This is a genomic window from Pantoea sp. OVA07A (assembly GCF_019969975.1).
GTDB lineage: Bacteria > Pseudomonadota > Gammaproteobacteria > Enterobacterales > Enterobacteriaceae > Pantoea > Pantoea agglomerans.
The window spans coordinates 150,402-176,274 of record NZ_JAHXYM010000002.1; the positions used below are offsets into that span (position 1 = coordinate 150,402).

The 25,873-nt window shown below is 56.0% G+C and carries 18 protein-coding genes; 9 read left to right on the forward strand and 9 right to left on the reverse strand.

The window, feature by feature from the left end; all coding sequences use genetic code 11:
• The first annotated feature begins 158 nt into the window (after positions 1 to 158).
• The 3 genes from polB to rluA all read left to right on the forward strand — a co-directional run bounded on the left by polB (position 159) and on the right by rluA (position 6,271).
• Positions 159 to 2,519, forward strand: coding sequence for a DNA polymerase II (gene polB / locus LC417_RS09240; RefSeq protein WP_095522737.1), 2,361 nt, complete (start codon positions 159 to 161; stop codon positions 2,517 to 2,519).
• 152 nt (positions 2,520 to 2,671) lie between these two features.
• Positions 2,672 to 5,578, forward strand: a complete 2,907-nt coding sequence (gene rapA, locus LC417_RS09245) for an RNA polymerase-associated protein RapA (protein WP_223565756.1) — start codon at positions 2,672 to 2,674, stop codon at positions 5,576 to 5,578.
• 39 nt (positions 5,579 to 5,617) lie between these two features.
• The gene (gene rluA, locus LC417_RS09250; protein WP_223565757.1) at positions 5,618 to 6,271 is read left to right on the forward strand and encodes a bifunctional tRNA pseudouridine(32) synthase/23S rRNA pseudouridine(746) synthase RluA; all 654 of its coding nucleotides are present in this window, start codon (positions 5,618 to 5,620) and stop codon (positions 6,269 to 6,271) included.
• A gap of 67 nt (positions 6,272 to 6,338) precedes the next feature.
• Here rluA and djlA read toward each other — a convergent pair whose 3' ends face one another.
• Positions 6,339 to 7,148 (reverse strand): co-chaperone DjlA, encoded by an 810-nt coding sequence (djlA, locus tag LC417_RS09255; RefSeq protein WP_010253811.1) that lies wholly within the window; start codon positions 7,146 to 7,148, stop codon positions 6,339 to 6,341.
• Between the two features lie 182 nt (positions 7,149 to 7,330).
• On the opposite strand from djlA, the gene lptD reads away from it, so the two are divergent.
• Genes lptD through apaH form a run of 6 tightly spaced genes read left to right on the forward strand, consistent with a single transcriptional unit; the run spans position 7,331 to position 14,141 of the window.
• A complete protein-coding gene (lptD, locus tag LC417_RS09260; protein WP_223565758.1) occupies positions 7,331 to 9,703 on the forward strand; it encodes an LPS assembly protein LptD in 2,373 nt (790 codons plus the stop codon).
• Positions 9,704 to 9,757: 54 nt separating this feature from the next.
• Entirely contained in the window at positions 9,758 to 11,053 is a 1,296-nt protein-coding gene (gene surA, locus LC417_RS09265) for a peptidylprolyl isomerase SurA (protein ID WP_010253800.1), read from the forward strand.
• Positions 11,043 to 12,035: a 4-hydroxythreonine-4-phosphate dehydrogenase PdxA gene (pdxA, locus tag LC417_RS09270; RefSeq protein WP_033780624.1), complete on the forward strand. Its 993-nt coding sequence runs from the start codon at positions 11,043 to 11,045 to the stop codon at positions 12,033 to 12,035. Before surA ends, pdxA begins: the two co-directional genes overlap by 11 nt.
• The gene (rsmA, locus tag LC417_RS09275; RefSeq protein WP_003854805.1) at positions 12,028 to 12,849 is read left to right on the forward strand and encodes a 16S rRNA (adenine(1518)-N(6)/adenine(1519)-N(6))-dimethyltransferase RsmA; all 822 of its coding nucleotides are present in this window, start codon (positions 12,028 to 12,030) and stop codon (positions 12,847 to 12,849) included. The genes pdxA and rsmA overlap by 8 nt, the downstream gene beginning before the upstream one ends.
• A gap of 3 nt (positions 12,850 to 12,852) precedes the next feature.
• Positions 12,853 to 13,230 carry a Co2+/Mg2+ efflux protein ApaG gene (gene apaG, locus LC417_RS09280; protein WP_003854807.1) on the forward strand — a complete coding sequence of 126 codons (378 nt, stop codon included), beginning with the start codon at positions 12,853 to 12,855 and terminating at the stop codon, positions 13,228 to 13,230.
• A gap of 53 nt (positions 13,231 to 13,283) precedes the next feature.
• Positions 13,284 to 14,141 (forward strand): bis(5'-nucleosyl)-tetraphosphatase (symmetrical) ApaH, encoded by an 858-nt coding sequence (apaH, locus tag LC417_RS09285; protein WP_033787393.1) that lies wholly within the window; start codon positions 13,284 to 13,286, stop codon positions 14,139 to 14,141.
• A 33-nt stretch (positions 14,142 to 14,174) separates the two neighbouring features.
• Here the strand turns inward: apaH and LC417_RS09290 are convergent, their stop codons facing one another.
• The 8 genes from LC417_RS09290 to fkpB all read right to left on the reverse strand — a co-directional run bounded on the left by LC417_RS09290 (position 14,175) and on the right by fkpB (position 25,870).
• Positions 14,175 to 16,058, reverse strand: a complete 1,884-nt coding sequence (locus LC417_RS09290) for a PhoX family phosphatase (protein WP_223565759.1) — start codon at positions 16,056 to 16,058, stop codon at positions 14,175 to 14,177.
• 89 nt (positions 16,059 to 16,147) lie between these two features.
• Positions 16,148 to 16,630: a type 3 dihydrofolate reductase gene (gene folA, locus LC417_RS09295; RefSeq protein ID WP_010253752.1), complete on the reverse strand. Its 483-nt coding sequence runs from the start codon at positions 16,628 to 16,630 to the stop codon at positions 16,148 to 16,150.
• A gap of 234 nt (positions 16,631 to 16,864) precedes the next feature.
• Complete coding sequence (locus LC417_RS09300; RefSeq protein WP_033767894.1) at positions 16,865 to 18,004, reverse strand: porin; 1,140 nt, start codon at positions 18,002 to 18,004, stop codon at positions 16,865 to 16,867.
• A gap of 562 nt (positions 18,005 to 18,566) precedes the next feature.
• Positions 18,567 to 21,794, reverse strand: a complete 3,228-nt coding sequence (carB, locus tag LC417_RS09305) for a carbamoyl-phosphate synthase large subunit (RefSeq protein WP_223564286.1) — start codon at positions 21,792 to 21,794, stop codon at positions 18,567 to 18,569.
• A gap of 14 nt (positions 21,795 to 21,808) precedes the next feature.
• Positions 21,809 to 22,957, reverse strand: a complete 1,149-nt coding sequence (gene carA / locus LC417_RS09310; RefSeq protein WP_033756525.1) for a glutamine-hydrolyzing carbamoyl-phosphate synthase small subunit — start codon at positions 22,955 to 22,957, stop codon at positions 21,809 to 21,811.
• 469 nt (positions 22,958 to 23,426) lie between these two features.
• The gene (dapB, locus tag LC417_RS09315) at positions 23,427 to 24,242 is read right to left on the reverse strand and encodes a 4-hydroxy-tetrahydrodipicolinate reductase (RefSeq protein ID WP_223565760.1); all 816 of its coding nucleotides are present in this window, start codon (positions 24,240 to 24,242) and stop codon (positions 23,427 to 23,429) included.
• 223 nt (positions 24,243 to 24,465) lie between these two features.
• The gene (ispH, locus tag LC417_RS09320) at positions 24,466 to 25,419 is read right to left on the reverse strand and encodes a 4-hydroxy-3-methylbut-2-enyl diphosphate reductase (protein WP_010253724.1); all 954 of its coding nucleotides are present in this window, start codon (positions 25,417 to 25,419) and stop codon (positions 24,466 to 24,468) included.
• Positions 25,400 to 25,870: an FKBP-type peptidyl-prolyl cis-trans isomerase gene (gene fkpB / locus LC417_RS09325; protein ID WP_010253720.1), complete on the reverse strand. Its 471-nt coding sequence runs from the start codon at positions 25,868 to 25,870 to the stop codon at positions 25,400 to 25,402. Before fkpB ends, ispH begins: the two co-directional genes overlap by 20 nt.
• Between the last annotated feature and the right edge of the window lie 3 nt (positions 25,871 to 25,873).

The following is a 25,873-nucleotide window of genomic DNA, read 5'->3' on the forward strand; positions in this document are numbered from 1 at the left end:
AGTAAAAGCAGAAGGCTGGATTGTCCTGAGCCAGCCACACAGCGTCAAGGCAAGAATTGTAGGACAATGTTGACAAAAGCGGGTGGCGGGAACTGTATAAATATCCATGTTATACTGAAGCGGTTTTCTCATCCTGAAATGCTGAGTCCGGAGAACATCTGAATATGCCCCGCGCAGGTTTTCTGCTCACCCGCCACTGGCGCGACAGCCCGCATGGCACCGAAATTATCCTCTGGCTCGCGACCGATGCGGGCGCGCAGCGCGTGGTGCTGCCGGTGCAGGAGTCCGTCGCGTTTATTCCTGAGGAATTTCAGGCGCAGGTCAGCGAATTACTGAAAGATGAACGTCAGTTTCGGATTCAGTCGCTGGCGCTGAAAGATTTTCGGCGTCGCCCGGTTTTCGGCCTCTACTGCCAGCAGAACCGCCAGCTACAGCGCATTGAAAAACGGCTGCGCGAAGAGGGTATTCCGGTCTATGAAGCCGATATCCGTCCGCCGGAGCGCTACCTGATGGAGCGTTTTATTACCGCGCCGGTCTGGTTTGACGGCGAGCAGCGCGGTGACAGCGTGGTCAATGCACGGCTCAAACCCCATCCCGACTATCGCCCGCCGCTGAAATGGGTCTCGCTGGACATTGAAACCACACAGCATGGCGAGCTTTACTGCATCGGGCTGGAGGGATGCGGTCAGCGCCAGGTCTTTATGCTCGGCCCGGCCAACGGTGATGCCAGCACGCTGGATTTCGAGCTGATCTATCTCGACAGCCGGCCGCAGTTACTTGAAGCGCTGAACCAGTGGTTTGCAGAGCATGATCCGGATGTCTTAATTGGCTGGAACGTCGTGCAGTTTGACCTGCGGGTATTGCAAAAGCATGCCGATCGTTACGGCATTCCGCTGCGCCTGGGACGCCAGCAGGCCGCGCTGGAGTGGCGTGAACATGGCTTCAAACCCGGCGTATTTTTCGCTCAGGCCAGTGGCCGGTTGATTATTGATGGTATTGACGCGCTGAAATCGGCGTTCTGGGATTTTCCCTCATTCAGCCTCGAGTCCGTGTCGCAGCAACTGCTGGGAGAAGGAAAAGCGATTGATAATCCCTGGCAGCGTATGGAGGAGATCAACTGGCGCTTTGCCAACGATAAACCGGCGCTGGCGCGCTACAACCTGAAAGACTGCGAACTGGTGACGCGCATTTTTCACAAAACGGCGATTATGCCGTTTCTGCTGGAACGCGCGGCGGTCAATGGACTGGCGGTGGATCGCCACGGCGGTTCGGTAGCGGCCTTTGGTCATCTCTATATTCCGCGGATGCATCGCGCCGGGTTTGTCGCCCCGAACATGGGTGATGTGGCCCCGGAAGCCAGTCCTGGCGGTTATGTAATGGATTCGCGCCCAGGCCTGTATGACTCAGTGCTGGTGCTGGATTACAAAAGCCTCTACCCGTCGATTATCCGCACCTTCCTGATTGACCCGGTGGGTCTGGTGGAAGGGCTGGCTCATCCTGATGATGCCGATTCGATTGAGGGTTTCCGGGAAGCGCGTTTTTCGCGGCATACCCACTGCCTGCCTGCGATTGTTGAACAGATCTGGCTGGGTCGCGAAGCGGCGAAAAAGCAGAATAATCAGCCGCTGTCCCAGGCGCTGAAAATCATCATGAACGCTTTTTACGGCGTGCTCGGCACCAGCGCCTGCCGCTTCTTTGATCCGCGGCTCGCCTCCTCTATTACGCTGCGTGGTCACGCCATCATGCAGCAGACCCGAACGCTGATTGAGGCGGAAGGCTACGACGTCATCTATGGCGACACCGACTCCACCTTTGTCTGGCTGAAGTCGGCGCACAGTGAAGAAGATGCCGCCGCGATTGGTCAGCAGCTGGTGCAGAAAGTGAACGCCTGGTGGCGCGACCATCTGCAGCAGACGCAGGGGCTGACCAGCACACTGGAACTGGAGTATGAAAATCACTTCTGCCGTTTTCTGATGCCCACCATTCGCGGCGCGGAACAGGGCAGCAAGAAACGCTACGCCGGACTGATTCGTGACGCCGCCGGTGAGCGCATGGTCTTTAAGGGGCTGGAGTCGGTGCGAACAGACTGGACGCCGCTGGCAAAAGCGTTCCAGCAGCAGCTCTACCACCGTATCTTCCACCGTCAGCCGTGGCAGGATTATATCCGTACAACCGTGGCGCAGCTGCTGGCAGGTGAACTCGACGATCAGCTGATCTACAAAAAGCGGCTGCGGCGTCCGCTGAAAGAATATGAACGAAACGTGCCCCCGCACGTGCGCGCCGCCAGGCTGGCCGATGAGCACAATCGTAAATTAAACCGGCCCTTGCAGTACCAGAATGGCGGCCGAATCCGTTATGTCATCGCCACCGCAGGCCCCGAGCCACTGGAGGCGCGCAGCACGCCGCTGGACTATGACCACTACGTGACGAAGCAACTTCAGCCGGTCGCAGAGGGGATTCTGCCTTTTGTTGAAGGGGACTTTGCTACACTTATTACCGGACAGCTGGGGCTTTTTTGACAGGTGACGAACGTCCTGCCATCCAGTACCATAGCGCCCTTCCTGAAACTCACCGCTCTTAAGTACGCTCCAGGCCTTGTTGTCTGGCGGTAACGCTATTGCCTGAGCTTTGGGAACACCTCTAAAAACGTTAAAATTCGAGCAAAAAATATATGGTTTTTACATTAGGTCAGCGCTGGATTAGTGATACGGAAAGTGAACTGGGACTGGGCACCGTGGTGGCGATCGATACCCGCATGATCACCCTGCTGTTTCCGGCCACGGGGGAAAACCGCCTCTACGCCCGCAACGATTCGCCGGTTACCCGCGTCATCTTTAATCCGGGTGATACCATCACCAGCCACGAAGGCTGGCAGATGCGCGTCGATGAAGTACGCAACGAAAATGACCTGATGACCTATATCGGTACCCGTCTGGATACCGAAGAGAGCGAAGTGATGCTGCGCGAAGTCATGCTCGACAGCAAGCTGGTGTTCAGTAAGCCGCAGGATCGCCTGTTTGCCGGCCAGCTCGACCGGATGGATCGTTTTGCCCTGCGCTTCCGCGCCCGTAAATACCAGAGTGAGCAATATCGCCTGCCAATCAGCGGCTTACGCGGCATGCGCACCAACCTGATCCCTCACCAGCTGCATATCGCCCACGATGTCGGCCGTCGCCATGCGCCGCGCGTCCTGCTGGCCGATGAAGTTGGCCTGGGTAAAACTATTGAAGCCGGGATGATCATCCAGCAGCAGCTGCTGGCTGGCCGCGCCGATCGCGTCCTGATCGTGGTGCCTGAAACTTTACAGCATCAGTGGCTGGTCGAGATGCTGCGCCGCTTCAACCTGCGCTTTGCGCTGTTTGATGACGATCGCTATACCGAAGCGCAGCACGACAGCGATAATCCGTTTGAGACGGAGCAGCTGATTATCTGCTCACTGGACTTCGTGCGCCGTAACAAGCAGCGTCTTGAGATGCTGGCCGATGCCGAATGGGATCTGCTGGTGGTCGATGAAGCGCACCATCTGGCCTGGTCAGAAGGCGAGCCCAGCCGTGAATATCAGGTTATCGAACAGCTGGCTGAGAAAACCGCCGGGGTTCTGTTGCTGACCGCAACGCCGGAGCAGTTGGGCATGGAGAGTCACTTCGCCCGTCTGCGTCTGCTCGACCCTAATCGTTTCCATGACTTTGCCGCCTTTGTTGAAGAGCAGCAGCATTTCCGTCCGATTGCCGATGCCGTCACCGCGCTGCTGGCCGATAAAGCGATCTCCCAGGAGGAGATGAACCGGATCAACGATCTGGTCGGCGAGCAGGATATTGAGCCACTGCTGCAGGTCGCCAACAGCGACCGTGACGGCAAGCTGGAGGCGCGTCAGGAGCTGATCTCCATGCTGATGGACCGCCACGGCACCAGCCGCGTGCTGTTCCGTAACACCCGTAACGGGGTTAAAGGCTTCCCGAAACGCGAACTGCACCAGATCCGCCTGCCGCTGCCTGCCCAGTATCAGACGGCGATTAAAGTCTCCGGCATTATGGGCGCGCGCAAAAGTGCAGAAGAGCGGGCGCGTGACCTGCTCTATCCGGAACAGATTTATCAGGAATTTGAAGGCGACAGCGGCACCTGGTGGAACTTCGATCCGCGCGTGGAATGGCTGATGGGCTATCTCACCACCAACCGCAAAGAGAAAGTGCTGGTGATCTGCGCCAAAGCGGCCACCGCGCTGCAGCTGGAGCAGGTACTGCGTGAACGCGAAGGTATCCGCGCAGCGGTGTTCCACGAAGGGCTGTCGATCATTGAACGTGACCGTGCTGCCGCCTGGTTCGCCTCAGAAGAGAATGGCGCGCAGGTGCTGTTGTGCTCCGAGATCGGTTCTGAAGGCCGTAACTTCCAGTTTGCCAGCCGTCTGGTGATGTTCGACCTGCCGTCTAACCCGGACCTGCTGGAGCAGCGTATTGGTCGTCTGGATCGTATTGGCCAGGCGCACGACATTCAGATTCTGGTGCCGTGGCTGGAGCAGACCGCACAGGCGGTGCTGCTGCGCTGGTATCACGAAGGGCTGGACGCGTTTGAACACACCTGCCCGACCGGCCGGACAATCTACGACAGCGTCCATTCGCAACTGATCGGCTATCTGGCCGCGCCGGAAAACAGCGAAGGTTTTGATGCGTTTATCACCGACTGCCGTAAACAGCATGACGCGCTGAAACTGCAGCTGGAACAGGGTCGCGATCGCCTGCTGGAGCTGAACTCCAACGGCGGCGAATCGGCTCAGCTACTGGCCAATGCCATCAGCGAGCAGGATAACGACACCGGTCTGGTGAACTTCGCGCTTAACCTGTTTGATATCGTTGGTATCAATCAGGAAGATCGCAGCGATAACCTGATCGTGCTGACCCCTTCCGACCACATGCTGGTGCCCGATTTCCCTGGCCTGCCGGAAGATGGCTGCACCATCACCTTCAACCGCGATCAGGCGCTGTCGCGCGAAGATACCCAGTTCATTACCTGGGAACATCCGCTGATCCGCAACGGTCTGGATCTGATTCTGTCGGGCGATACCGGCAGCAGCGCACTGTCACTGCTGAAGAACAAGGCGCTGCCGGTGGGGACGCTGCTGGTCGAGCTGATCTATGTGGTTGAAGCACAGGCACCGAAGCATCTGCAGCTGACCCGGTTCCTGCCGCCAACGCCAATCCGTCTGCTGATGGATACCAAAGGCACTAACCTGGCGGACAAAGTAGAGTTCGAAAGCTTTAACCGTCAGCTGAATGCGGTTAACCGTCATACCGCCAGTAAACTGGTGAATGCGGTGCAGCAGGATGTGCATGCGATTCTGACCCAGGGCGAAGAGAGCGTGGTTAGCGAAGCGCGTGCGGTGATTGATGCAGCGCGTGCCGAAGCGAACGAGAAGCTGGGCGCAGAGCTCTCCCGTCTCAACGCGCTGAAAGCGGTGAACCCGAACATCCGTGACGATGAAGTCGAGGCGCTGGAAAGCAACCGTGAACAGGTGCTGGAAAGTCTCGATCAGGCCAACTGGCGTCTCGACGCGCTGCGCCTGATTGTGGTGACACACCAGTAAGCTCAGGGGCCGCATGGCCCCTTATTTTTGGAAAGCCCCATGGAACCTTACAATCCACCGCGTGAACCCTGGCTGCACATCCTTTATCAGGATGCGCACATCATGGTGGTGAACAAACCCAGCGGTCTGCTCTCGGTACCCGGTCGGCTGGACGAAAATAAAGATAGCGTGATGACGCGGGTTCAGCGTGATTTCCCGCAGGCTGAATCTGTCCACCGACTGGATATGGCGACCAGCGGCGTGATGGTCGTGGCGCTGACTAAGGCTGCTGAGCGCGAGCTGAAACGACAGTTCCGTGAGCGGGAGCCTTCCAAGACTTACGTGGCCTGCATCTGGGGTCATCCGGCGAAGGAAGAGGGATTGGTTGACCTGCCGCTGATTTGCGACTGGCCAAATCGTCCGAAGCAGATGGTCTGCTTCGAGACCGGCAAAGCCGCGCAGACGGAATATCAGGTGCTGGAATATCGTGCGGATAACAGTGCGCGTGTTTCGCTGAAACCGATTACCGGCCGCTCACACCAGCTGCGGGTGCATATGCTGGCACTGGGCCATCCGATTCTGGGGGATAACTTCTATGCGCATCCGGAGGCCAAAGCGATGGCGCCCCGTTTACTGCTGCATGCGGAGTCACTGACCATTACCCATCCGGCATTTGGTAATGCCATGACGTTTCGTCAGCCCGCCGATTTTTAAGGTTTACTGCTCGCCAGTCAGTCACCGTGGCCTCCTCTGTTGCAGAAGCGGCCACGGAACATGGTGTTTACTTAAAGCCTTTCTCTTTGCGAATCAGATCGTACGCCGCCTGGATTTCCTGGGCTTTCTGCTTCGCCATCTCCATCATCTCTGGCGGCAACCCTTTCGCTACCAGCTTGTCAGGATGATGTTCGCTCATGAGTTTGCGGTAGGCGCGTTTGATGGTGGTGGCGTCGTCGCTGCTCTTCACACCCAGCACGCTACAGGCATCTTCCAGCGTTGGCCCGCGTTGCGCCTGCTGAAAACCGCCTGAACTGCGCTGACCACCGCCAAACTGCTGGCCACCTTCCATCATGCGCAGGAACTGATCAAACTGACCGCGTGAAATGCCCAGCTCTTCGGCAATCACATAGAGCACCTGTCGCTCATTAGGATGCAGTGAACCGTCGGCAAAGGCGGCCTGAATCTGGATCTCCAGGAACATCCGAATCAGATCAAACCGGCCAAAACAGGCGCTGCGCAGTTCACGCAGTTTGCTGCGTAACGGATAATCCGCCTGCTTGCCTTCGCGGAACGCGCGCTGGGCAGCCGTGCGAGAGTCACCGTGCAGTTGCATCCGCTCCATTAACAGCGAAGCAATCTGAATATCCGCTTCCGTGACGCGCCCTTTTGACTTGGTCAGATGGCCCATCACCTGAAAGGTGGTGCTGAAAAACAGCGTCTGTCGGGTCTGATTATTTGAGAAGTAAGCCTTGCCTTGCGCGCCGCGTACTTTGTCAATCATATGGCCAATGATCAAACCGATCACAATACCCCAAAAGCCTGCGCCGGAAAGTAATCCCACCGCCAGACCCACAACTTTTCCCCAGTAGCGCATAAACTCCTCAATTCGCCATGCTTGCGGCTGAAAATTGCATTATCATACCTGTCATTTATCTCAGCGCCTAACGGCAACGCTGACTGACCAGGATTAACACTGGCGCAACGCCGGGCAGTAAGTTAGTCTCTGACCCGATTGTCGGCATGATGCCAGTTTTCATGGAATTCTCGATACCGCGTATGAAAAAACATATACCTACCCTGCTGGCCACACTGATCGGCGCAGCCATTAGCCAGCAAGCCTTTGCCGACGATTTGATGTCGCAGTGTATGTTAGGCGTGCCGAGTTATAACCGCCCGCTGGTGAATGGCGATACGAATCAGATGCCCGTCACCATTCACTCCGACGCCGCCAAAGGGAACTATCCCAACGATGCGGTATTCACCGGTAATGTGAATATTGAGCAGGGCAACAGCCGTATGCAGGCGGATGAAGTCCAGCTTCATCAGCGTCAGCAGGAAGGCCAGACCGCGCCCGTACGTACCGTCGATGCGCTGGGTAATGTGCACTACGATGACAATCAGGTCATCCTGAAAGGTCCGAAAGCCTGGTCAAACCTCAACAGCAAAGATACCAACGTCTGGAATGGTCAGTACCAGATGGTAGATCGTCAGGGACGCGGCGTCGCAGATCAGATGAAGCTGCGCGGCGATAACCGCTACACCATTCTGGAAAACGGCACCTTTACCTCCTGTCTGCCCGGCTCCAACAGCTGGAGCGTGGTGGGTTCAGAGGTAATCCAGGATCGCGAAGAGGAAGTAGCGGAGATCTGGAACGCCCGCTTTAAGATCGGTTCCGTTCCGGTGTTCTACAGCCCCTATCTGCAGTTACCGATTGGCGATCGTCGCCGCTCCGGTTTCCTGATCCCGAATGCAAAATATGGCAGCAACAATGGCTTTGAGTTCACGCTGCCCTATTACTGGAACATCGCGCCGCAGGCCGATGCGACCATTACGCCGCACTACATGAGTAAGCGCGGCATGCAGTTCCAGAACGAATTCCGTTATCTGACCACGCTGGGTGCAGGTCTGGTTGAATTCGACTACCTCGGCTCGGACAAACAGTACGATAACGACAAAGCGGTGCGCGGCATTGCCGAAAATGACAGCTCCGATCGCTGGCTGTTCTACTGGCGTCATGCCGGTGTCTATGACCAGAACTGGCGTTTCAGCGCGGACTACACCAAGGTCAGTGATAAGTACTACTTCAACGATCTCGACTCGAAGTACTACAGCTCCACCGACAACTACGCCACGCAGAAATTCAGCATCGGCTATGCGGACACCAACTGGGATGCCACGCTCTCCACCAAAGATTTCCAGGTGTTCGGCGATACCACCAGCAATAACGTCTACCGCGCCATGCCGCAGCTGGACGTCAATCTCTATCAGAACGATATCGGCCCGTTTGATGGCCGGGTTTATGCCCAGGCGGTGAAGTTCACCAACGTCAGCAGCCGCTATCCCGAAGCGACCCGTTTACATGTTGAGCCAACGCTGAACCTGCCGCTGTCAAACGGCTGGGCCAGCCTGGATACCGAAGCGAAGTTCCTGGCGACCCACTATCAGCAGACTGACGTTGATTATTACAACAATAACTTTGCGAACAATAACGGCAAAAGTGGCGATCTGGATGAGTCTGTCAACCGCACCCTGCCGCAATTTAAAGTTGATGGCCGTCTGGTGTTTGACCGCGATATGAACTCGGCGGTGGGTTATACCCAGACGCTGGAACCGCGCGTGCAGTACCTTTATATCCCGTATCGTAATCAGAGCAATATCTATCCGTACGACTCAACGTTGCTGCAAACCGACTACACCGGTCTGTTCCGCGATCGTACTTATAGCGGCCTGGATCGCATCGCTTCCGCCAATGAAGTGGCTACCGGCGTCACCTCGCGTATTTATGATAACGATCTGGTTGAACGTTTTAACGTTTCTGTAGGTCAAATCTACTCGTTTACCCCTTCTCGTACTGGTGTGAATCAAACCAGTAAAGAAGATGATACCGGCAGCCTGATCTGGGCTGGCGATACATACTGGAAAATCAGCGATCGCTGGGGCGTCCGTGGTGGGCTGCAATATGACACCAAACTCGACAACGTCTCCCAGGGCAATACCGTACTGGAATACCGTCGTGATGCCGACCGCATGGTGCAGCTGAGCTACCGTTACAGCAGCCCGGAGTATGTTGCGACCGCGCTGAACGATAGCAGCCTGGTCACAAATCCTATCTACAAAAATGGGATTTCACAGGTAGGTACCACGGCCAGCTGGCCGATTGCCGATGCATGGTCTGTGGTAGGCGCTTACTACTACGATACCCGCAACACGCGTCCGGCTTCACAACTGGTTGGCCTGCAATACAGCTCATGCTGTTACGCTATCCGGGTCGGTTATGAACGCAAAATTAACGGTTGGGAAAACAACGACAGTAAGTATGACAACCAAATCTCATTCAACATTGAGCTGCGTGGTCTGAGTCCGAACTATGGCTTAGGCACCAACGATATGCTGCGTCAGGGCATTATCCCTTACCAGCCTGCTTTCTGATGTTGTGATGTTTGACAGGCAATCCCGCAGTGCGGAACCAACAATGGATAAAGTATGAAGAACTGGAGAATGCTGATTCTTGGTGTGGCAATCAGTGCCAACACCGCGTTCGCAGCACCACAAGTCGTTGATAAAGTTGCAGCCGTGGTCAATAACGGCGTGGTTCTTGAGAGTGACGTGGATGGCATGATGAGCACCGTTAAATCTCAGGCCCAGCAGGCTGGTCAGCAGTTGCCGGATGATAAAACGTTGCGCCATCAGATTCTGGAACGTCAGATCATGGACAACATCATTCTGCAGATGGGTGATAAAGCGGGAATTCAGATCAGCGACGAGCAGCTGGACCAGGCTATTCAGAACATCGCTGCGCAGAACAAGATGAGCCTTGATCAGCTGCGTAGCCGTCTGGCTTATGACGGCATGAACTACAGCGTGTATCGTTCTCAGATCCGCAAAGAGATGACTATCGCCGAAGTGCGCAACAACGAAGTGCGTCGTCGTGTCACGATTCTGCCGCAGGAAGTGGATACGCTTGCTACCCAGATCGGCTCTCAGAACAGCCAGGGTACTGAACTGAACGTCAGTCATATTCTGCTGCCGCTGCCGGAAAACCCGACGCAACAGCAGGTTGATGAGCAGGAAACGCTGGCGAAACAGCTGGTTGGCGAACTGAAAAATGGTGCTGACTTCGGCAAGATGGCCGTGACCTACTCTGCCGACTCCCAGGCGCTGAAAGGCGGCAACATGGGCTGGGGTAAAATCGAAGAGTTACCGACCCTGTTTGCTCAGGCACTCTCAAGCGCCAAAAAAGGCGATATCGTCGGGCCGGTGCGCTCTGGTGTGGGCTTCCACATCCTGAAAGTGAACGACCTGCGTGGCGAGAGCAAAAATGTCTCGGTCACCGAAGTCCATTCGCGTCACATTCTGCTGAAGCCATCGCCGATCCTGACAGACGATCAGGCACGCGCGCAGCTGGAGCAGATTGCTAACGATATCCGCAGTGGCAAAACCACCTTTGCGGCGGCGGCTAAACAGTACTCTGACGATCCGGGTTCGGCGAACCAGGGCGGCGACCTCGGCTGGACCTCTCCGGAAGTCTTTGATCCGGCGTTCCGTGACGCGCTGCTGCGCCTGCAGAAAGGCCAGACCAGCCAGCCGGTTCACTCCTCTTTCGGCTGGCATCTGATTCAGTTGCTGGATACCCGTCAGGTGGATAAAACCGATGCGGCCCAGAAAGAGCGTGCTTACCGTATGCTGTTTAACCGTAAGTTCGCGGAAGAAGCGCAGACCTGGATGCAGGAACAACGTGCCAGTGCCTACGTGAAGATTCTGGATGGCAATGCGCAGTAATGCCCGTGTGGTGATCACGCCCGGCGAACCTGCCGGGATTGGTCCCGATCTTACCGTTCAGCTGGCCCAGCAGTCGTGGCCGGTTGAACTGGTGGTCTGCGCCTCGCCTGCCCTGTTGCAGCAGCGTGCGGCGCAACTCGGTCTGCCGCTGACGCTGCTGCCCTACCAGCCTGGTGTGGCAGCCGAGCCACAGCAGGCGGGTACACTGACTATCCTGCCAATTGAAACGGCAGCGCCGGTCACACCCGGCGAGCTTTGCGTCGCCAACAGCGACTATGTGCTGGCCACGCTGACGCGCGCCTGCGACGGTTGTCTCGACGGTGAATTCGCTGCCCTGATTACCGGCCCGGTGCATAAAGGCGTGATTAACGATGCCGGCATCGCCTTTACCGGCCATACCGAATTCTTCGCCGATCGCGCAGGCGGCCATCGGGTGGTCATGATGCTGGCGACAGAAGAGCTACGAGTCGCACTGGCCACCACCCATCTGCCGCTGAAAGATGTGCCCGCTGCGGTAACCCGTGAATGTCTGCATGAAGTGATTACGATTCTGCATCGTGATCTGCAGCAGAAGTTTGCGATTGCCGAGCCGCATATTTACGTCTGTGGTCTTAACCCTCATGCCGGCGAAAGCGGTCACATGGGTCGGGAAGAGATCGAGACCATCACGCCGGCACTCAATGAACTGCGTCAGCAGGGCATTAATCTGACCGGCCCGCTGCCTGCGGATACCCTTTTCCAGCCCAAATATCTGCAATACGCCGATGCGGTGCTGGCGATGTATCACGACCAGGGCCTGCCGGTACTCAAATTTCAGGGGTTTGGCCGGGCGGTAAATATCACCCTGGGCCTGCCCTTTATCCGGACTTCAGTTGACCACGGCACCGCGCTTGAACTCGCTGGCCTGGGTCAGGCTGAACCGGGCAGCTTCATCACGGCGCTTAACCTCGCCATCACTATGATCAAGAGCAGTAATGAATAATCGCGTCCATCAGGGGCACTACGCCCGTAAACGTTTCGGGCAGAACTTCCTGAACGATCAGTACATTATCGACAGCATTGTCTCCGCCATCCATCCTCAGCGCGACGAAGCGCTGGTGGAGATCGGCCCAGGCCTGGGTGCCTTAACCGAGCCGGTAGGCGAACGCCTCGATAAATTAACGGTGATAGAGCTGGACCGCGATCTCGCTGCGCGTCTGGAAACGCATCCATTCCTTGGCCCGAAACTGACTATCTTCCAGCAGGATGCCATGACCTTCGACTTCGCCGCGCTGGCGCAGGAGAGAGGCCAGCCGCTGCGGGTATTTGGTAACCTGCCGTACAATATTTCGACCCCGCTGATGTTCCACCTTTTCAGCTATACTGGTTCGATCAAAGATATGCACTTCATGCTGCAGAAAGAGGTGGTTAATCGTCTGGTTGCCGGTCCGGGTAACAAAACCTACGGTCGTCTGACAGTGATGGCGCAGTACTACTGCCAGATCATTCCGGTGCTGGAAGTGCCTCCGCACTCTTTCACGCCACCACCGAAAGTGGACTCTGCCGTGGTGCGTCTGGTGCCGTATGCCGAGCCGCCGTATCCGGTCAGCGATGTGCGTATCCTGAGCCGTATTACCACTGAAGCGTTCGGCCAGCGTCGTAAAACGCTGCGCAACAGCCTGAGCCACATGGTGGCCGCCGGTGCGCTGGAAGAGTTATCCATAGATCCAACCCTGCGTGCCGAGAACGTCTCGGTGGCGCAATATTGTCAGCTGGCGAACTGGCTGGCGAATCATCAGGGAAAATCGCAGGAGTAAGTCATGAGTGAAACGGCCCGCGTCTCCGTCCATGTGCAAAGCCAGTACGTCGCCTCACAATCCTCACCGGATGATGATCGCTACGTCTTCGCCTATACCATTACGATACGCAATCTGGGCCGTTCCTCAGTGCAACTGCTGGGACGCTACTGGTTGATTACCAACGGTAACGGCCGCGAAACGGAAGTTCAGGGTGAAGGCGTGGTCGGTGAACAGCCGCTTATCGCGCCAGGCAATGAATTTCAGTACACCAGCGGTGCCGTGATCGAAACACCGATGGGCACCATGCAGGGGCACTATGTGATGGTCGACGAACAGGGCGACACCTTTCACGTAGAGATCCCGGTGTTCCGCCTCGCCATTCAGACCCACATTCATTGATTCACACGCTTTTTGCCCGTTAAGTCGGGCACCTTCCTGATGGATAAAACGTTATGAGCACATACCTGATTGGCGACGTTCACGGTTGCTACGATGAATTACGTGCATTGCTGCAACAGGTCGACTTCAATCCTGAGCAGGATACCCTGTGGCTGACCGGCGACTTAGTGGCGCGCGGTCCTGGCTCACTGGAAGTCTTACGCTACGTAAAATCGCTGGGCGACGCGGTGCGTCTGGTGCTGGGCAATCACGACTTGCATCTGCTGGCGGTCTACGCCGGCATCAGCCGTAACAAGCCTAAAGATCGCCTGACCCCGTTGCTGGAAGCGGATGATGCGGATGAGCTGATCAACTGGCTGCGTCGTCAGCCGCTGTTACAGGTTGATGAAGAGAAAAAGCTGGTGATGGGACACGCCGGTATCACGCCGCAATGGGATATTGAGACCGCGAAAAAGTGCGCGCGTGAAGTCGAAGCGGTTCTCGCCAGCGACAGTTATCCGCTGTTCCTGGATGCCATGTATGGCGACATGCCGAACAACTGGAGTGAAGATCTGACCGGCCTGGCGCGTCTGCGCTTCAGCACCAACGCCCTCACCCGCATGCGCTACTGCTTCCCTAACGGCCAGCTGGACATGATCTGCAAAGATGCCCCGGAATCGGCGCTTCCGCCGCTGAAACCCTGGTTTAACATTGAGGGGCCGGTCGCACGTGACTACACTATCGTCTTTGGTCACTGGGCCTCGCTGGAAGGCAAAGGCACGCCAGAGGGCATTATCGGGCTGGATACCGGCTGCTGCTGGGGCGGAACGCTGACCCTGCTGCACTGGGAGACACAACGCTATGTGGTGCAACCCTCTAATCGCGAAAAAGCCCTGGCCTCCAGCGAAAGTCTGGCACCGCCCACGCTATAACGGCGATGCTGGCCATCAGGCCAGCATCCTGTTTTATGCGCCGATAATTCCGCCATCTTCACGGGTGATCATAATCACCGACGACCGCGGACGCGGACTGTTGTCCGGGAAGTGCGAGTCACCCTCTTCGCCGGGATGCTGCACATTCACGAACAGCGTTTTGTAATCGGGCGTGAAGGTAATACCGGTCAGCTCGCACGATTTTGGACCGACCATAAACCGGCGGATCTCGCCACTATCAGGATCACCCACCAGCATCTGATTATTCCCCTGCCCCTGATAATCCTCTTTGTTGCTGTATTTGCCATCGGTCAGGATCCATAACCGCCCCTGCGCATCAAACCCCAGCCCATCCGGACTGTTAAAGGTATTCTCCGCGGTGATGTTCGGTGTGCCACGATAGATCCCCTCAGGATGCGCTATCGGGTTGCCACACAGCGCATAGATATCCCACTCAAACGTCTGCGCGGTAGCATCGCCTTTCTCATCCCAGCGAATAATCTGACCGTAGATATTTTTTGGCCGCGGATTCGCTGCATTGACCGGCATGCCTTCATTTCCGCGCTTGTTGTTGTTGGTCAGGGTGCAGTAGGCACGGCCGTCATGCGGGTTAACCGCAATCCACTCCGGCCGGTCCATTCGCGTTGCGTTGACCACATCTGCCGCGGCACGCGCATTGATCAAAACATCTGCCTGGCTATTGAATCCCTTTTCAGCGGTGAGTCCATTTTCGCCCCACGTCAGCGCCAGCCAGCGCCCGGTGCCTTTAAGCGGCGTGCCCTGCGCATCGCCGTTGAACTGCGCCACATAGAGCGTGCCCTTATCAAGCAGTCCGTGATTGGCTTTAGCATCATCCGGAGTGACCTTGTCATCTGAGACAAATTTATAGATATATTCGCCGCGCTCATCGTCGCCCATATAAACCACCAGCTGGCCGGTTTTCGCGACCGTCACGGCGGCATTCTCGTGCTTGAAGCGGCCCAGCGCGGTCCGCTTTACCGGCACGGAGTGAGGATCGAAAGGATCGATTTCGACAATCCAGCCGTGACGGTTGAATTCGTTGGGATTCTTAGCGATATCGAAGCGGGGATCAAAGTCGGCCCAGTTGCGCTCCGGCTCAGCGGCATTCAGGGTATAGCGCTTCTGCTGTGGGGTCGGCGTAAAGTCCGCCTGATGGGTGCCAAAGTAGGTGTCGTAGTTCTCTTCACAGGTGAGATAGGTGCCCCACGGCGTTTTGCCGTTGGCGCAGTTACCAAAGGTGCCCAGGACATGCATTCCCTGCGGATCGGCGGCAGTCTGCAGCGCTTTATCCCCCGCTGCCGGACCGGAGAAGCGCATCGGGGTATTGGCGGTAATGCGGCGGTTATAGTCAGAAGGACGTACCACCTGCCAGCGATTGTCCTCACCCCGTTTGATTTCAACGATGGAGATACCATGCGCCGCCTGCGACTTTTTGACATCTTCCAGGCTGGTCGCTTTACTGCCGCCGTGGGCGAACAGCGTCGGCTCATTCACATATTCATTGTTAATCGCCATCACGCCGCGATGGTCATTAATCGCGAAGAAGCTCATACCGTCGTTGTTGTCACCGAACTGCTTTTCCTGATCTTCGGCGCTGTTATTGCCCTGCGGATCAAACGCGGCTGCGCCATTCACCAGCGGATCACCCCAGGAGATCAACACGTCGGCGCGATAGCCGGGGGCCACCACAATCTCATCGGCCGTGGACGCGGCAATCGCCTGAAAGCCCAGCAGCGGACTGCCCGCAGGCTTCTCCTGCGCCAGTGCGCTGCCCGAGAGCGTCAGGCCGCCGCTGAGAAAGCCGGTCAGGCCGATAGCACCGGAACCGGCAAGGAATTTACGACGCAGTGGATCAGGCAGGCGGTCAGTGCTTAATGCGGAGAGTTCGATTTTCATTAGTGATTGCTTCCTTTGTGTCGATCCCAGAAAAGAAGCAATGCTAATGAATAAAGATGACAGCCAGGTTACAGCCCGGCAGGGGGGGATTAGCGACGACGGTCAAGGATCTCAAAGCAGTAGCTGTGGGAATTTTGCTCGTCAGCGTCGTGGAATTCGCTGAACGTTGACTGCCACTCATCCGGCTCGTAATCCGGAAACTGCGTATCACCTTCGACTTCCGCATCAATGTGCGTCAGATAGAGACGATCGGCACGCTTCAGCATCTGCTCATAGACGCGGCCACCGCCAATCACCATGATCTCTTCAGCGTCACCGGCTGCCTGTAACGCCTCATCCAGCGAAGTGACCCAGGTAACGCCTTCGGTGGTGCCCGGCTGGCTGCTGACCACGATATTCAGTCGGCCAGGTAACGGACGGCCAATAGATTCAAAGGTCAGTCGGCCCATAATCACCGGTTTCTTCAGCGTATGGCGCTTGAACCACGCCAGATCTGCAGGCAGGTCCCACGGCATGGCGTTCTCCATTCCAATAATGCGATCTGCTGCTAATGCCGCGATAAGACTAATCATGTTAACCACTCACTGAAAAAAATTGGCGCCATGATACGTAAAGGTGAAACTTTCGTCGATAGGGGGAAAGGTCTAATTGCGTAAAGCTTTTCATGACGTCGTTTTTCACGGCCTGTGCAGCGTTTTTCACCGCCTAATCGCGTCAGTTTGCCGCAGCTCGCCAGCGATCGGCCTCAGGCTGGCACAAAAGTCGTGCGCAAAAGAAAACGGCTCCCGGAGGAGCCGTCAGGGTTATCAGAAGTCGTAGCGCAGACGCACCAGATTCATATCACCCAGGTTATCGGTGCTGGAGGTAAACACATGTTCGTAATCGACACGGAAACCGTAGTCGAGGAACAGCACCACACCCAGACCGTTGTCGATGCGCTGATAATTACGGCCTGTCGCATACTCAATGCGATCGCCCATGACATACGGCTGTACCGCTTTCAGACCATACTGCCCCACCGGAATCTTGTAACCGGCGAAATATTCAATGCCCCACGCGTCGCCGGCAAAGTAGTCATGCACATCTTTGCGTTTGGTGGTCATGAAGTTCTCATACCAGCCACCGCCGGCTGACAACGTCCAGTTACCTGGAGTCCAGCTCAGCGCGGTGCCGTAGATGTTCTGATCGTAATCGCGGCTGTCGCCGTTGTTCGGGTTACGCATCGCCGCGCGGGTGTAGTTCCACGCCGTGCCCCAGCTCAGATCGTCCGTGATGTGGTAGTCCACACCCAGCGAGCCGCCGCCTTTGCGCTTATAGCGCAGGCCGTTGCCTGGCAGATACTCGTTATCTTCGAACAGATAAGAGGCGTAAAGATCCGCATCGCCGAAGCTGTTTTTATACTTCAGCTGTTTGCGTGAGCGGTAAGATCCGTCGTAGTCGCCATTGATCCCGTTACCCGGAGCCTGGCCGACCATGTCGTAATCCCAGATATCGGTCTTGGCGCCCACGGTATCGTAATAGACACTGTTCTGCTGACCAAAGGTAAGCTGGCCCCAGGTTTTGCTTTTCAGACCGGTGTAGAGCTGACGACGCGTGGTGTTATTGGCACCGTCCGCATAGTGACGATCCCAGCTGAAGACCGCCGGGACGTTAACGCCCAGTTCGTAGTAGCTGATCCAGCTGACGTCATCAAACAGGTAGTAGTCAGCGCCGAAACGGAAACGGGTGCCGCCATCAAAACCGTCGCGCTTGTAGGATTTGTCATCCACGCCGGTCTGATGATTGAACTGAGCACGAATGCTACCGCCAAAAGTAAAGTTAAGACGGCTAAGCGGATCGCCTGCCTGCGGATCCTGTTTTAACAGGGTAATTTCCGCCTGGCTGGCGAAAGGAAGAATTGCCATCAGTGCAGCCACTGCACTCAGAGAAAAAGTACGCATTTTCATTTTTTATTTATGTCCTGATACGCTCCAGTGATGAGCGGCAGGCATAGTACTGACGAAAAATCCGCACAGGAAGTGTTTATATTATAAATTTGTGCGAACCGGCCTTATTCGCACCTATAGCTAAAAAATTAAGCCAAATCAGTCACTTTAACGCAAACTCTTTGCTTTCCCTGGACCCTATTTTCGGATTATCGCCAATAAGATGGTCAAAAAAAAACGGCTCCCGCAGGAGCCGTTCAGACAGCTGACAAATTCAATTCAGGTTTTTTTTCCACAATGCATAGGCTCAACGCGCAGGGAACACGGGCAGAAGAGGAAAGCGTCCCGCGCCATGGACAAAAACGTCAGGAGCGTTTTTGAACAACGCAAAGCGTTGGCCCGGCTACGGGCGCACCTCAGGGATGAGGTGCGTAATCGCGCGGGCCGAGCGGCCAGGGATTGGCTTAAGCGACTTTCCGATCTGACCGTGTTCCCTTCGCAGGCTCGATCTCACAGCTGACCGGGCCAGATTTTGGTCAAAAAAAACGGCTCCCGCAGGAGCCGTTTTTCACATTACATCGCCTTACATCGCCTTGATCTGGGCATGCATCTCCTGAACGGAGATAACCTGTTCCGTCGGGTCTGCATTCAGCGCCATCGCGGTGGCGAAGCCGCCGTTCAGCGTGGTGTCGTAGTGCACTTTATACTGCAGAGCACTGCGGCGAATCAGTTTCGAATCTTCAATCGCCTGACGACCCGCCGTGGTATTGACGATGTAGCTATACTCGCCATTCTTCAGACGGTCCTGAATGTGCGGACGCCCTTCGTGCACCTTGTTCACCAGGCGCGGATTGATGCCCGCTTCGCCCAGCACAACCGCCGTGCCGTGAGTCGCATCCAGTTCGAAACCAAACTTCTGCAGCTTAGCGGCCAGGTCGACAATACGTTTCTTGTCGCCTTCACGCACCGACAGCAGCGCACGGCCCGACTTCTTCATGTTGCTCTGTGCGCCCAGCATCGCTTTGGAAAACGCCTCAGCGAAGGTGCGGCCCACGCCCATGACTTCACCGGTAGAGCGCATTTCTGGCCCCAGAATCGGGTCAACGCCCTGGAACTTGTTAAACGGCAGCACCACTTCTTTGACAGAGTAGTAAGGCGGAATCACCTCTTCAGTGACGCCCTGCTCTGCCAGCGTTTTACCTGCCATCACGCGCGCGGCAACTTTCGCCAGCGGGACCCCGGTCGCTTTAGAGACGAACGGCACGGTACGCGCCGCACGAGGGTTAACTTCGATCAGGTAGACTTCGTTGTCTTTCACCGCGAACTGGACGTTCATCAGGCCACGAACGTTCAGCTCAAACGCCAGCTTCTCAACCTGCTGACGCATCACATTCTGAATCTCCTGACTCAGGGTGTAGGCCGGCAGTGAACAGGCGGAGTCACCGGAGTGAACGCCAGCCTGCTCGATGTGTTCCATGATGCCGCCAATCAGCACCCGCTCGCCGTCGCAAATCGCATCAACATCTACTTCGACCGCATCATCCAGGAAGCGATCCAGCAGCACCGGTGCATCGTTGGAAACCGAGACCGCCGTCTGGAAGTAGCGCTTGAGGTCGATCTCGTCGTAGACGATCTCCATGGCACGGCCACCCAGCACATAAGAAGGACGCACCACCAGCGGATAACCCAGGCCCGCGGCTTTCTCAACCGCCTGCTCCAGTGTGGCCACCGTGGCGTTGGCGGGTTGCTTCAGGTTCAGTCGATCAACCGCCTGCTGGAAACGTTCACGGTCTTCAGCACGGTCGATGGAATCCGGGCTGGTGCCGATAACCGGTACGCCTGCGGCTTCCAGGGCACGCGCCAGTTTCAGCGGAGTCTGACCGCCATACTGCACAATCACACCTTTTGGCTGCTCAATGCGCACAATCTCCAGCACATCTTCCAGCGTGACCGGCTCGAAGTAGAGGCGATCAGAGGTGTCGTAATCGGTCGAGACTGTTTCCGGGTTACAGTTGACCATAATGGTCTGATAACCATCTTCACGCAGCGCGAGGGCGGCGTGAACGCAGCAATAGTCGAATTCGATACCCTGACCGATACGGTTTGGCCCACCGCCCAGAATCATGATTTTTTCGCGATCCGGACTTGGATTGGCTTCGCACTCCTCCTCATAGGTGGAGTACATGTAGGCGGTGTCTGTCGCGAACTCTGCGGCGCAGGTATCCACGCGCTTGTAAACCGGGTGCAGGTTAAACTGCTGACGCAGCTTGCGGATTTCGCTCTCTGCCACGCCCGCCAGTGTTGCCAGCCGTGCATCAGCAAAGCCTTTACGCTTCAGGGCGCGCAGGAACGTCTCATCCAGGCTATTAACCCCTTCACGGGCAACCTGCTCTTCCAGCCGCACCAGTTCTTCGATCTGCACCAGGAACCAGCGGTCAATATTGGTCAGGTTAAACACGCCATCCACTGACATGCCGGCACGGAAAGCGTCTGCGATGTACCAGATGCGGTCTGAACCGGCATCTTTCAGCTCACGGCGGATGCGGGTTAATGCTTCCGGGTCGTCGAGGTGGACTTTCGGGTCGAAGCCGTTAGCGCCCACTTCCAGGCCGCGCAGCGCTTTCTGCATGGATTCCTGGAAAGTACGACCAATTGCCATCACTTCCCCGACCGACTTCATCTGCGTGGTCAGGCGATCGTTGGCACCGGCAAATTTTTCGAAGTTGAAACGCGGGATCTTGGTGACAACGTAGTCGATGGAAGGCTCGAACGAGGCTGGCGTTAAACCGCCGGTGATATCATTCATCAGCTCGTCGAGGGTATAGCCGACCGCCAGTTTGGCCGCCACTTTAGCAATCGGGAAACCGGTCGCTTTGGAGGCCAGCGCCGAGGAGCGTGACACGCGCGGGTTCATCTCAATGACAATCAGGCGGCCATCTTTCGGGTTAACCGAGAACTGCACGTTGGAGCCACCGGTTTCAACACCGATCTCACGCAGTACCGCCAGCGAGGCGTTACGCATGATCTGATACTCTTTGTCGGTCAGCGTCTGGGCAGGTGCCACCGTGATGGAGTCACCGGTGTGGATCCCCATCGCATCGAAGTTTTCAATTGAGCAGACGATGATGCAGTTGTCGTTTTTATCGCGCACCACTTCCATCTCATACTCTTTCCAGCCAATCAGCGACTCATCAATCAGCAGCTCATTGGTCGGTGAAAGGTCGAGACCGCGTTCGCAAATCTCTTCAAACTCTTCGCGGTTGTAGGCGATGCCGCCACCGGTTCCGCCCATAGTAAATGAGGGACGGATAATGCAGGGGAAACCGACATCTTCAGCCACGGCCAGCGCTTCTTCCATGGTGTGCGCAATGCCGGAGCGCGCGGTATCCAGACCGATGCTTTTCATCGCCACGTCGAAACGACGACGATCTTCTGCTTTGTCGATCGCATCAGCCGTTGCGCCGATCATGGTGACGCCAAACTCTTCCAGCACGCCATGACGTTCCAGCTCCAGCGCACAGTTCAGCGCTGTCTGACCGCCCATGGTCGGCAGTACCGCGTCCGGGCGCTCTTTTTCGATGATTTTGCGCACCACTTCCCAGTTAATCGGCTCAATGTAAGTCGCATCAGCCATTTCCGGGTCGGTCATGATCGTCGCCGGGTTGGAGTTCACCAGAATGACGCGGTAACCCTCTTCACGCAGCGCTTTACACGCCTGCGCACCGGAATAGTCAAATTCGCAGGCCTGGCCGATCACAATCGGACCGGCACCAAGAATCAGGATGGATTTTAGGTCTGTACGTTTTGGCATGAATTAGCTCCTGATTACTTCGCTTGCAGACGGAATGCGTCAATCAATTCAATAAAGTGGTCAAACAGCGGCGCAGCATCGCCTGGGCCCGGGCTCGCTTCCGGGTGTCCCTGGAAGCTGAATGCGGGCTTGTCAGTGCGGTGAATGCCCTGCACGGTTTTATCGAACAACGAAATGTGAGTTACACGCAGGTTAGCGGGAAGATTGTTCTCATCGACCGCAAAACCGTGGTTCTGCGCGGTGATCATCACGCGATTGTTATCGAGATCTTTCACCGGATGGTTGCCGCCGTGGTGGCCCAGCTTCATCTTCACGGTCTTAGCCCCGCTGGCCAGCGCCAGCAGCTGATGACCCAGACAGATTCCGAACACCGGGATCTCTGTTTTCAGGAAGGCCTGAATTGCGCTGATAGCGTAGTCGCACGGCTCCGGGTCGCCAGGACCGTTAGAGAGGAAGATGCCATCCGGATTAAGCTTAAGTACTTCTTCCGCAGGCGTCTGTGCCGGAACGACGGTCAGACGACAGCCGCGATCGACCAGCATCCGCAGAATGTTGCGCTTGGCACCGTAATCGTAAGCCACCACATGGTAAGGCAGTGATTCAGCGTCGGCCTGCTCTGGCAGCCCTCCCTCCAGCGTCCAGCTGCCCTGCTGCCAGCTGTAGGTCTCAGTGGTGCAGACCTCTTTCGCCAAATCCATCCCTTTCAGTCCCGGGAACGCCTGAGCTTTTTGCAGCGCCAGCGCGGCATCCGGATTATCGCCCGCAATGATGCAGCCGTTTTGTGCACCTTTCTCACGCAGCAAGCGCGTCAGCTTGCGGGTATCGATATCGGCAATCGCCACGATGTTGTTGCGCTGCAGGTAGGCGGATAAGCCCTCTTCACTACGGAAGTTGCTGGCAATCAGCGGCAGGTCACGGATAACCAGGCCCTGCGCATGAATCTGGCTGGATTCTTCGTCGGCGGTATTGGTTCCGACATTACCGATATGGGGATAAGTGAGAGTAACGATTTGGCGGGAATAGGAAGGATCAGTGAGGATTTCTTGATAACCGGTCATTGAGGTATTGAAAACGACTTCTCCCACTGCCGACCCTGTTGCCCCGATGGCCCGACCGTGGAATTGGGTTCCGTCTTCCAGAACCAAGAGCGCTGACTTAATCAAAACATCCTCCAGGGAATAAACAGTCACATTATCTGCATATTAATTCAAAATAGCCGCCTGAATCAATGCAAAAACCGCCTGAATTGTCGATTTTTGGCAAATTGCGCGCATTCTAATGATCGCCCTGGCCATTGTCTACCCTGCGGCGGGATTTTTTCACCCTTATCTGCCTTCTGAGGAAAATAACGGGCATAAGCAGCAAAAAGAGAGGAAAACTCGGCGGAATAATCGTTTGCCAGGCAGCGTAAAAGCAAAACAGAAGCAGCGCGGCCTTTATTTTTGACCAAATGGTCAAAAACAGCATCCGGCAGAGCAAATAAATGAAGAAAACAGGCAAAAACAGAAGTCAGAGCTAACTTTTATATCGGGAAGGCATATTTCAGATAAAATTAAGGGCAATGAAAACATTGCCCCTTTTCAATCAAGCGATTATCGATTGAAACAACCACATCACGATGGTTAACAACACTCACAACATCGACAAATCCAGCACATCACGCATGTCAAACAGGCCAGATTTCTTATCTTTCAACCATAAAGCGGACTTAACCGCGCCATTTGCAAAGGTCATACGGCTTGAAGCCTTGTGGGTTATCTCTACGCGCTCGCCAATATCTGCAAACATCGCAGTATGCTCACCGACGATGTCGCCCGCGCGTACTGTCGCAAAACCGATGCTCTGCGGCTGGCGTTCGCCGGTGTAGCCCTCACGCGTATAGACCGCATGCTCATCCAGTTTCCACTGCATCGCATCGGCAATCGCCTCACCCATCGCCAGCGCGGTCCCGGAGGGCGCATCCACTTTATGGCGGTGGTGCGCTTCAACGATCTCAATATCCGCGTACTCCCCCATCACTTTGGCAGCCTTCTCCAGCAGCTTCAGCACCAGGTTAACCCCCACGCTGAAGTTAGCGGCGAACACAATGGGGATATCTTCCGCTGCGGCGCGAATGGCCGCTTTGCCTGCTTCATCAAAACCGGTGGTGCCGATCACCATCGCTTTGCCCTGCTCACGGCAGATCGCCATATACTCCAGCGTGCCTTCCGGGCGGGTGAAGTCGACCAGCACATCAAAATCGTTAATCACCGCGCGTAAATCGTCAGCGATGATGATGCCATTTTTTCCGATGCCCGCTAATTCACCAGCGTCGCTGCCGGTCAGCGATGAGCCCGGGCGAGCCAGTGCCGCACCCAGTTCAGCGCCTTCTGCCTGCTGCGTTGCCTGAATCAGATTACGGCCCATACGGCCCGGCGCGCCCACAATAGCAATGCGGATTGTGTTCATATTTATTCATTCCTAAAACAAAACTATGCATCCAAAGCGTCATCAGGTTAACGATGAGTTAACAGTCACGCCACTATTAATCCGTGATAATAAGAATTTTATGCCAGCCGCCCGTGATTATCAGTAAAAGCAATCACCGCAGCAAATAACGACTTTTTTTGTCAGATTCAAAAAACAAAAAAGGCCGAACAGAGTCGGCCTTTTTATCAGTAATATCGCAGAGTTACTGCACGTTACGCACTTCGACACGCAGCTCTTTGGGCACTTCGAAGACAATATTCTCTTCACGGCCAATCAGCTCAATTGCCGCTTCGCCGCCCAGTTCACGCAGCCGCTGGATCACCTGCTGCACCAGAATATCGGGCGCTGACGCGCCTGCGGTGACGCCGATGCAGGCCACGCCTTTTACCCACTCTTCCTGAATATCATCCGCAGAGTCGATCAGCTTCGCCAGCTTACCGGCACGCTGAGCCAGCTCAGCCAGACGGTTAGAGTTAGAGGAGTTCTTCGACCCCACCACCAGCACCACTTCCGCATCTTTAGCCAGAGTACGAACCGCTTCCTGACGGTTGGTGGTGGCGTAGCAGATATCATCTTTACGCGGCCCGATAATCGCCGGGAAGCGCTGACGCAGAGCATCAATGATGTCAGAGGTGTCGTCCACCGACAGCGTGGTCTGCGTCATGAAGCTCAGATTGTTTTCGTCTTTCACTGTCAGTCTGAAGACATCTTCCGGTGACTCCACCAGATACATGCCGCCATTAGGGTTGTTGTACTGCCCCATGGTGCCTTCGACTTCCGGATGACCTGCATGACCAATCAGTATTGCCTCAACGCCTTTACGGCTGGCGCGAGCCACTTCCATATGCACCTTGGTCACCAGCGGACAGGTAGCGTCAAACAGCATAGTCAGATTGCGCGCTTTGGCTTCGGCACGCACCGCCTGAGAAACACCGTGCGCGGAGAAGATCAGAATCGCGTTATCCGGCACTTCACTGATCTCTTCAATGAAGATGGCACCGCGCTCACGCAGGCTGTTTACCACGTAACGGTTATGCACCACTTCGTGACGGACATAGATTGGCGCGCCATACATCTCCAGCGCGCGCTCAACAATACTGATGGCACGATCAACGCCAGCGCAGAAGCCGCGCGGATTAGCTAACAGGATTTGCATCGTTGGCCTCCAGTGCGGGATCGATTTCCAGCACCTCTACATCAAACTGAATACGACGACCTGCCAGCGGATGATTGAAATCCACGGTGATAGAGTCACCGGAGATTTCACGGATCACGCCAGGCATTTCACTGCCGCCCATGCCGCTGAACAGCATGATGGCTCCCACTTCCGGCTCACCCGCATCGATAAAGTCCCGACGCGAGAAATACTGGATCAGGTCAGGGCTGACGCCGCCAAAGGCGTCGTCCGGTTCCAGGGTAAACTGTTTAGTTTCACCCGCTTTCAGCCCCAGCAGTGCCTGCTCAAGTGCCGCAGAGAGGCTGCCATCACCGAGACGGAACAGCGCGGGCTTGCCGTTTGCACGGGTCGATTCCGCCGTCGAGCCATCTTCCAGCTTCAGCGTAAAATGCACCAACACCGCGCTTTCGCGCTGTACGGACTCAGTCATCAC

Coding starts and splice junctions, on each gene's coding strand:
- carB (WP_223564286.1), bottom strand. CDS start 21,794: ATGCCAAAACGTACAGACCTAAAATCCATCCTGATTCTTGGTGCCGGT.
- apaG (WP_003854807.1), top strand. CDS start 12,853: ATGAGTGAAACGGCCCGCGTCTCCGTCCATGTGCAAAGCCAGTACGTC.
- lptD (WP_223565758.1), top strand. CDS start 7,331: ATGAAAAAACATATACCTACCCTGCTGGCCACACTGATCGGCGCAGCC.
- rluA (WP_223565757.1), top strand. CDS start 5,618: ATGGAACCTTACAATCCACCGCGTGAACCCTGGCTGCACATCCTTTAT.
- rapA (WP_223565756.1), top strand. CDS start 2,672: ATGGTTTTTACATTAGGTCAGCGCTGGATTAGTGATACGGAAAGTGAA.
- surA (WP_010253800.1), top strand. CDS start 9,758: ATGAAGAACTGGAGAATGCTGATTCTTGGTGTGGCAATCAGTGCCAAC.
- LC417_RS09300 (WP_033767894.1), bottom strand. CDS start 18,004: ATGAAAATGCGTACTTTTTCTCTGAGTGCAGTGGCTGCACTGATGGCA.
- apaH (WP_033787393.1), top strand. CDS start 13,284: ATGAGCACATACCTGATTGGCGACGTTCACGGTTGCTACGATGAATTA.
- rsmA (WP_003854805.1), top strand. CDS start 12,028: ATGAATAATCGCGTCCATCAGGGGCACTACGCCCGTAAACGTTTCGGG.
- LC417_RS09290 (WP_223565759.1), bottom strand. CDS start 16,058: ATGAAAATCGAACTCTCCGCATTAAGCACTGACCGCCTGCCTGATCCA.
- pdxA (WP_033780624.1), top strand. CDS start 11,043: ATGCGCAGTAATGCCCGTGTGGTGATCACGCCCGGCGAACCTGCCGGG.
- djlA (WP_010253811.1), bottom strand. CDS start 7,148: ATGCGCTACTGGGGAAAAGTTGTGGGTCTGGCGGTGGGATTACTTTCC.
- dapB (WP_223565760.1), bottom strand. CDS start 24,242: ATGAACACAATCCGCATTGCTATTGTGGGCGCGCCGGGCCGTATGGGC.
- folA (WP_010253752.1), bottom strand. CDS start 16,630: ATGATTAGTCTTATCGCGGCATTAGCAGCAGATCGCATTATTGGAATG.
- fkpB (WP_010253720.1), bottom strand. CDS start 25,870: ATGACTGAGTCCGTACAGCGCGAAAGCGCGGTGTTGGTGCATTTTACG.
- ispH (WP_010253724.1), bottom strand. CDS start 25,419: ATGCAAATCCTGTTAGCTAATCCGCGCGGCTTCTGCGCTGGCGTTGAT.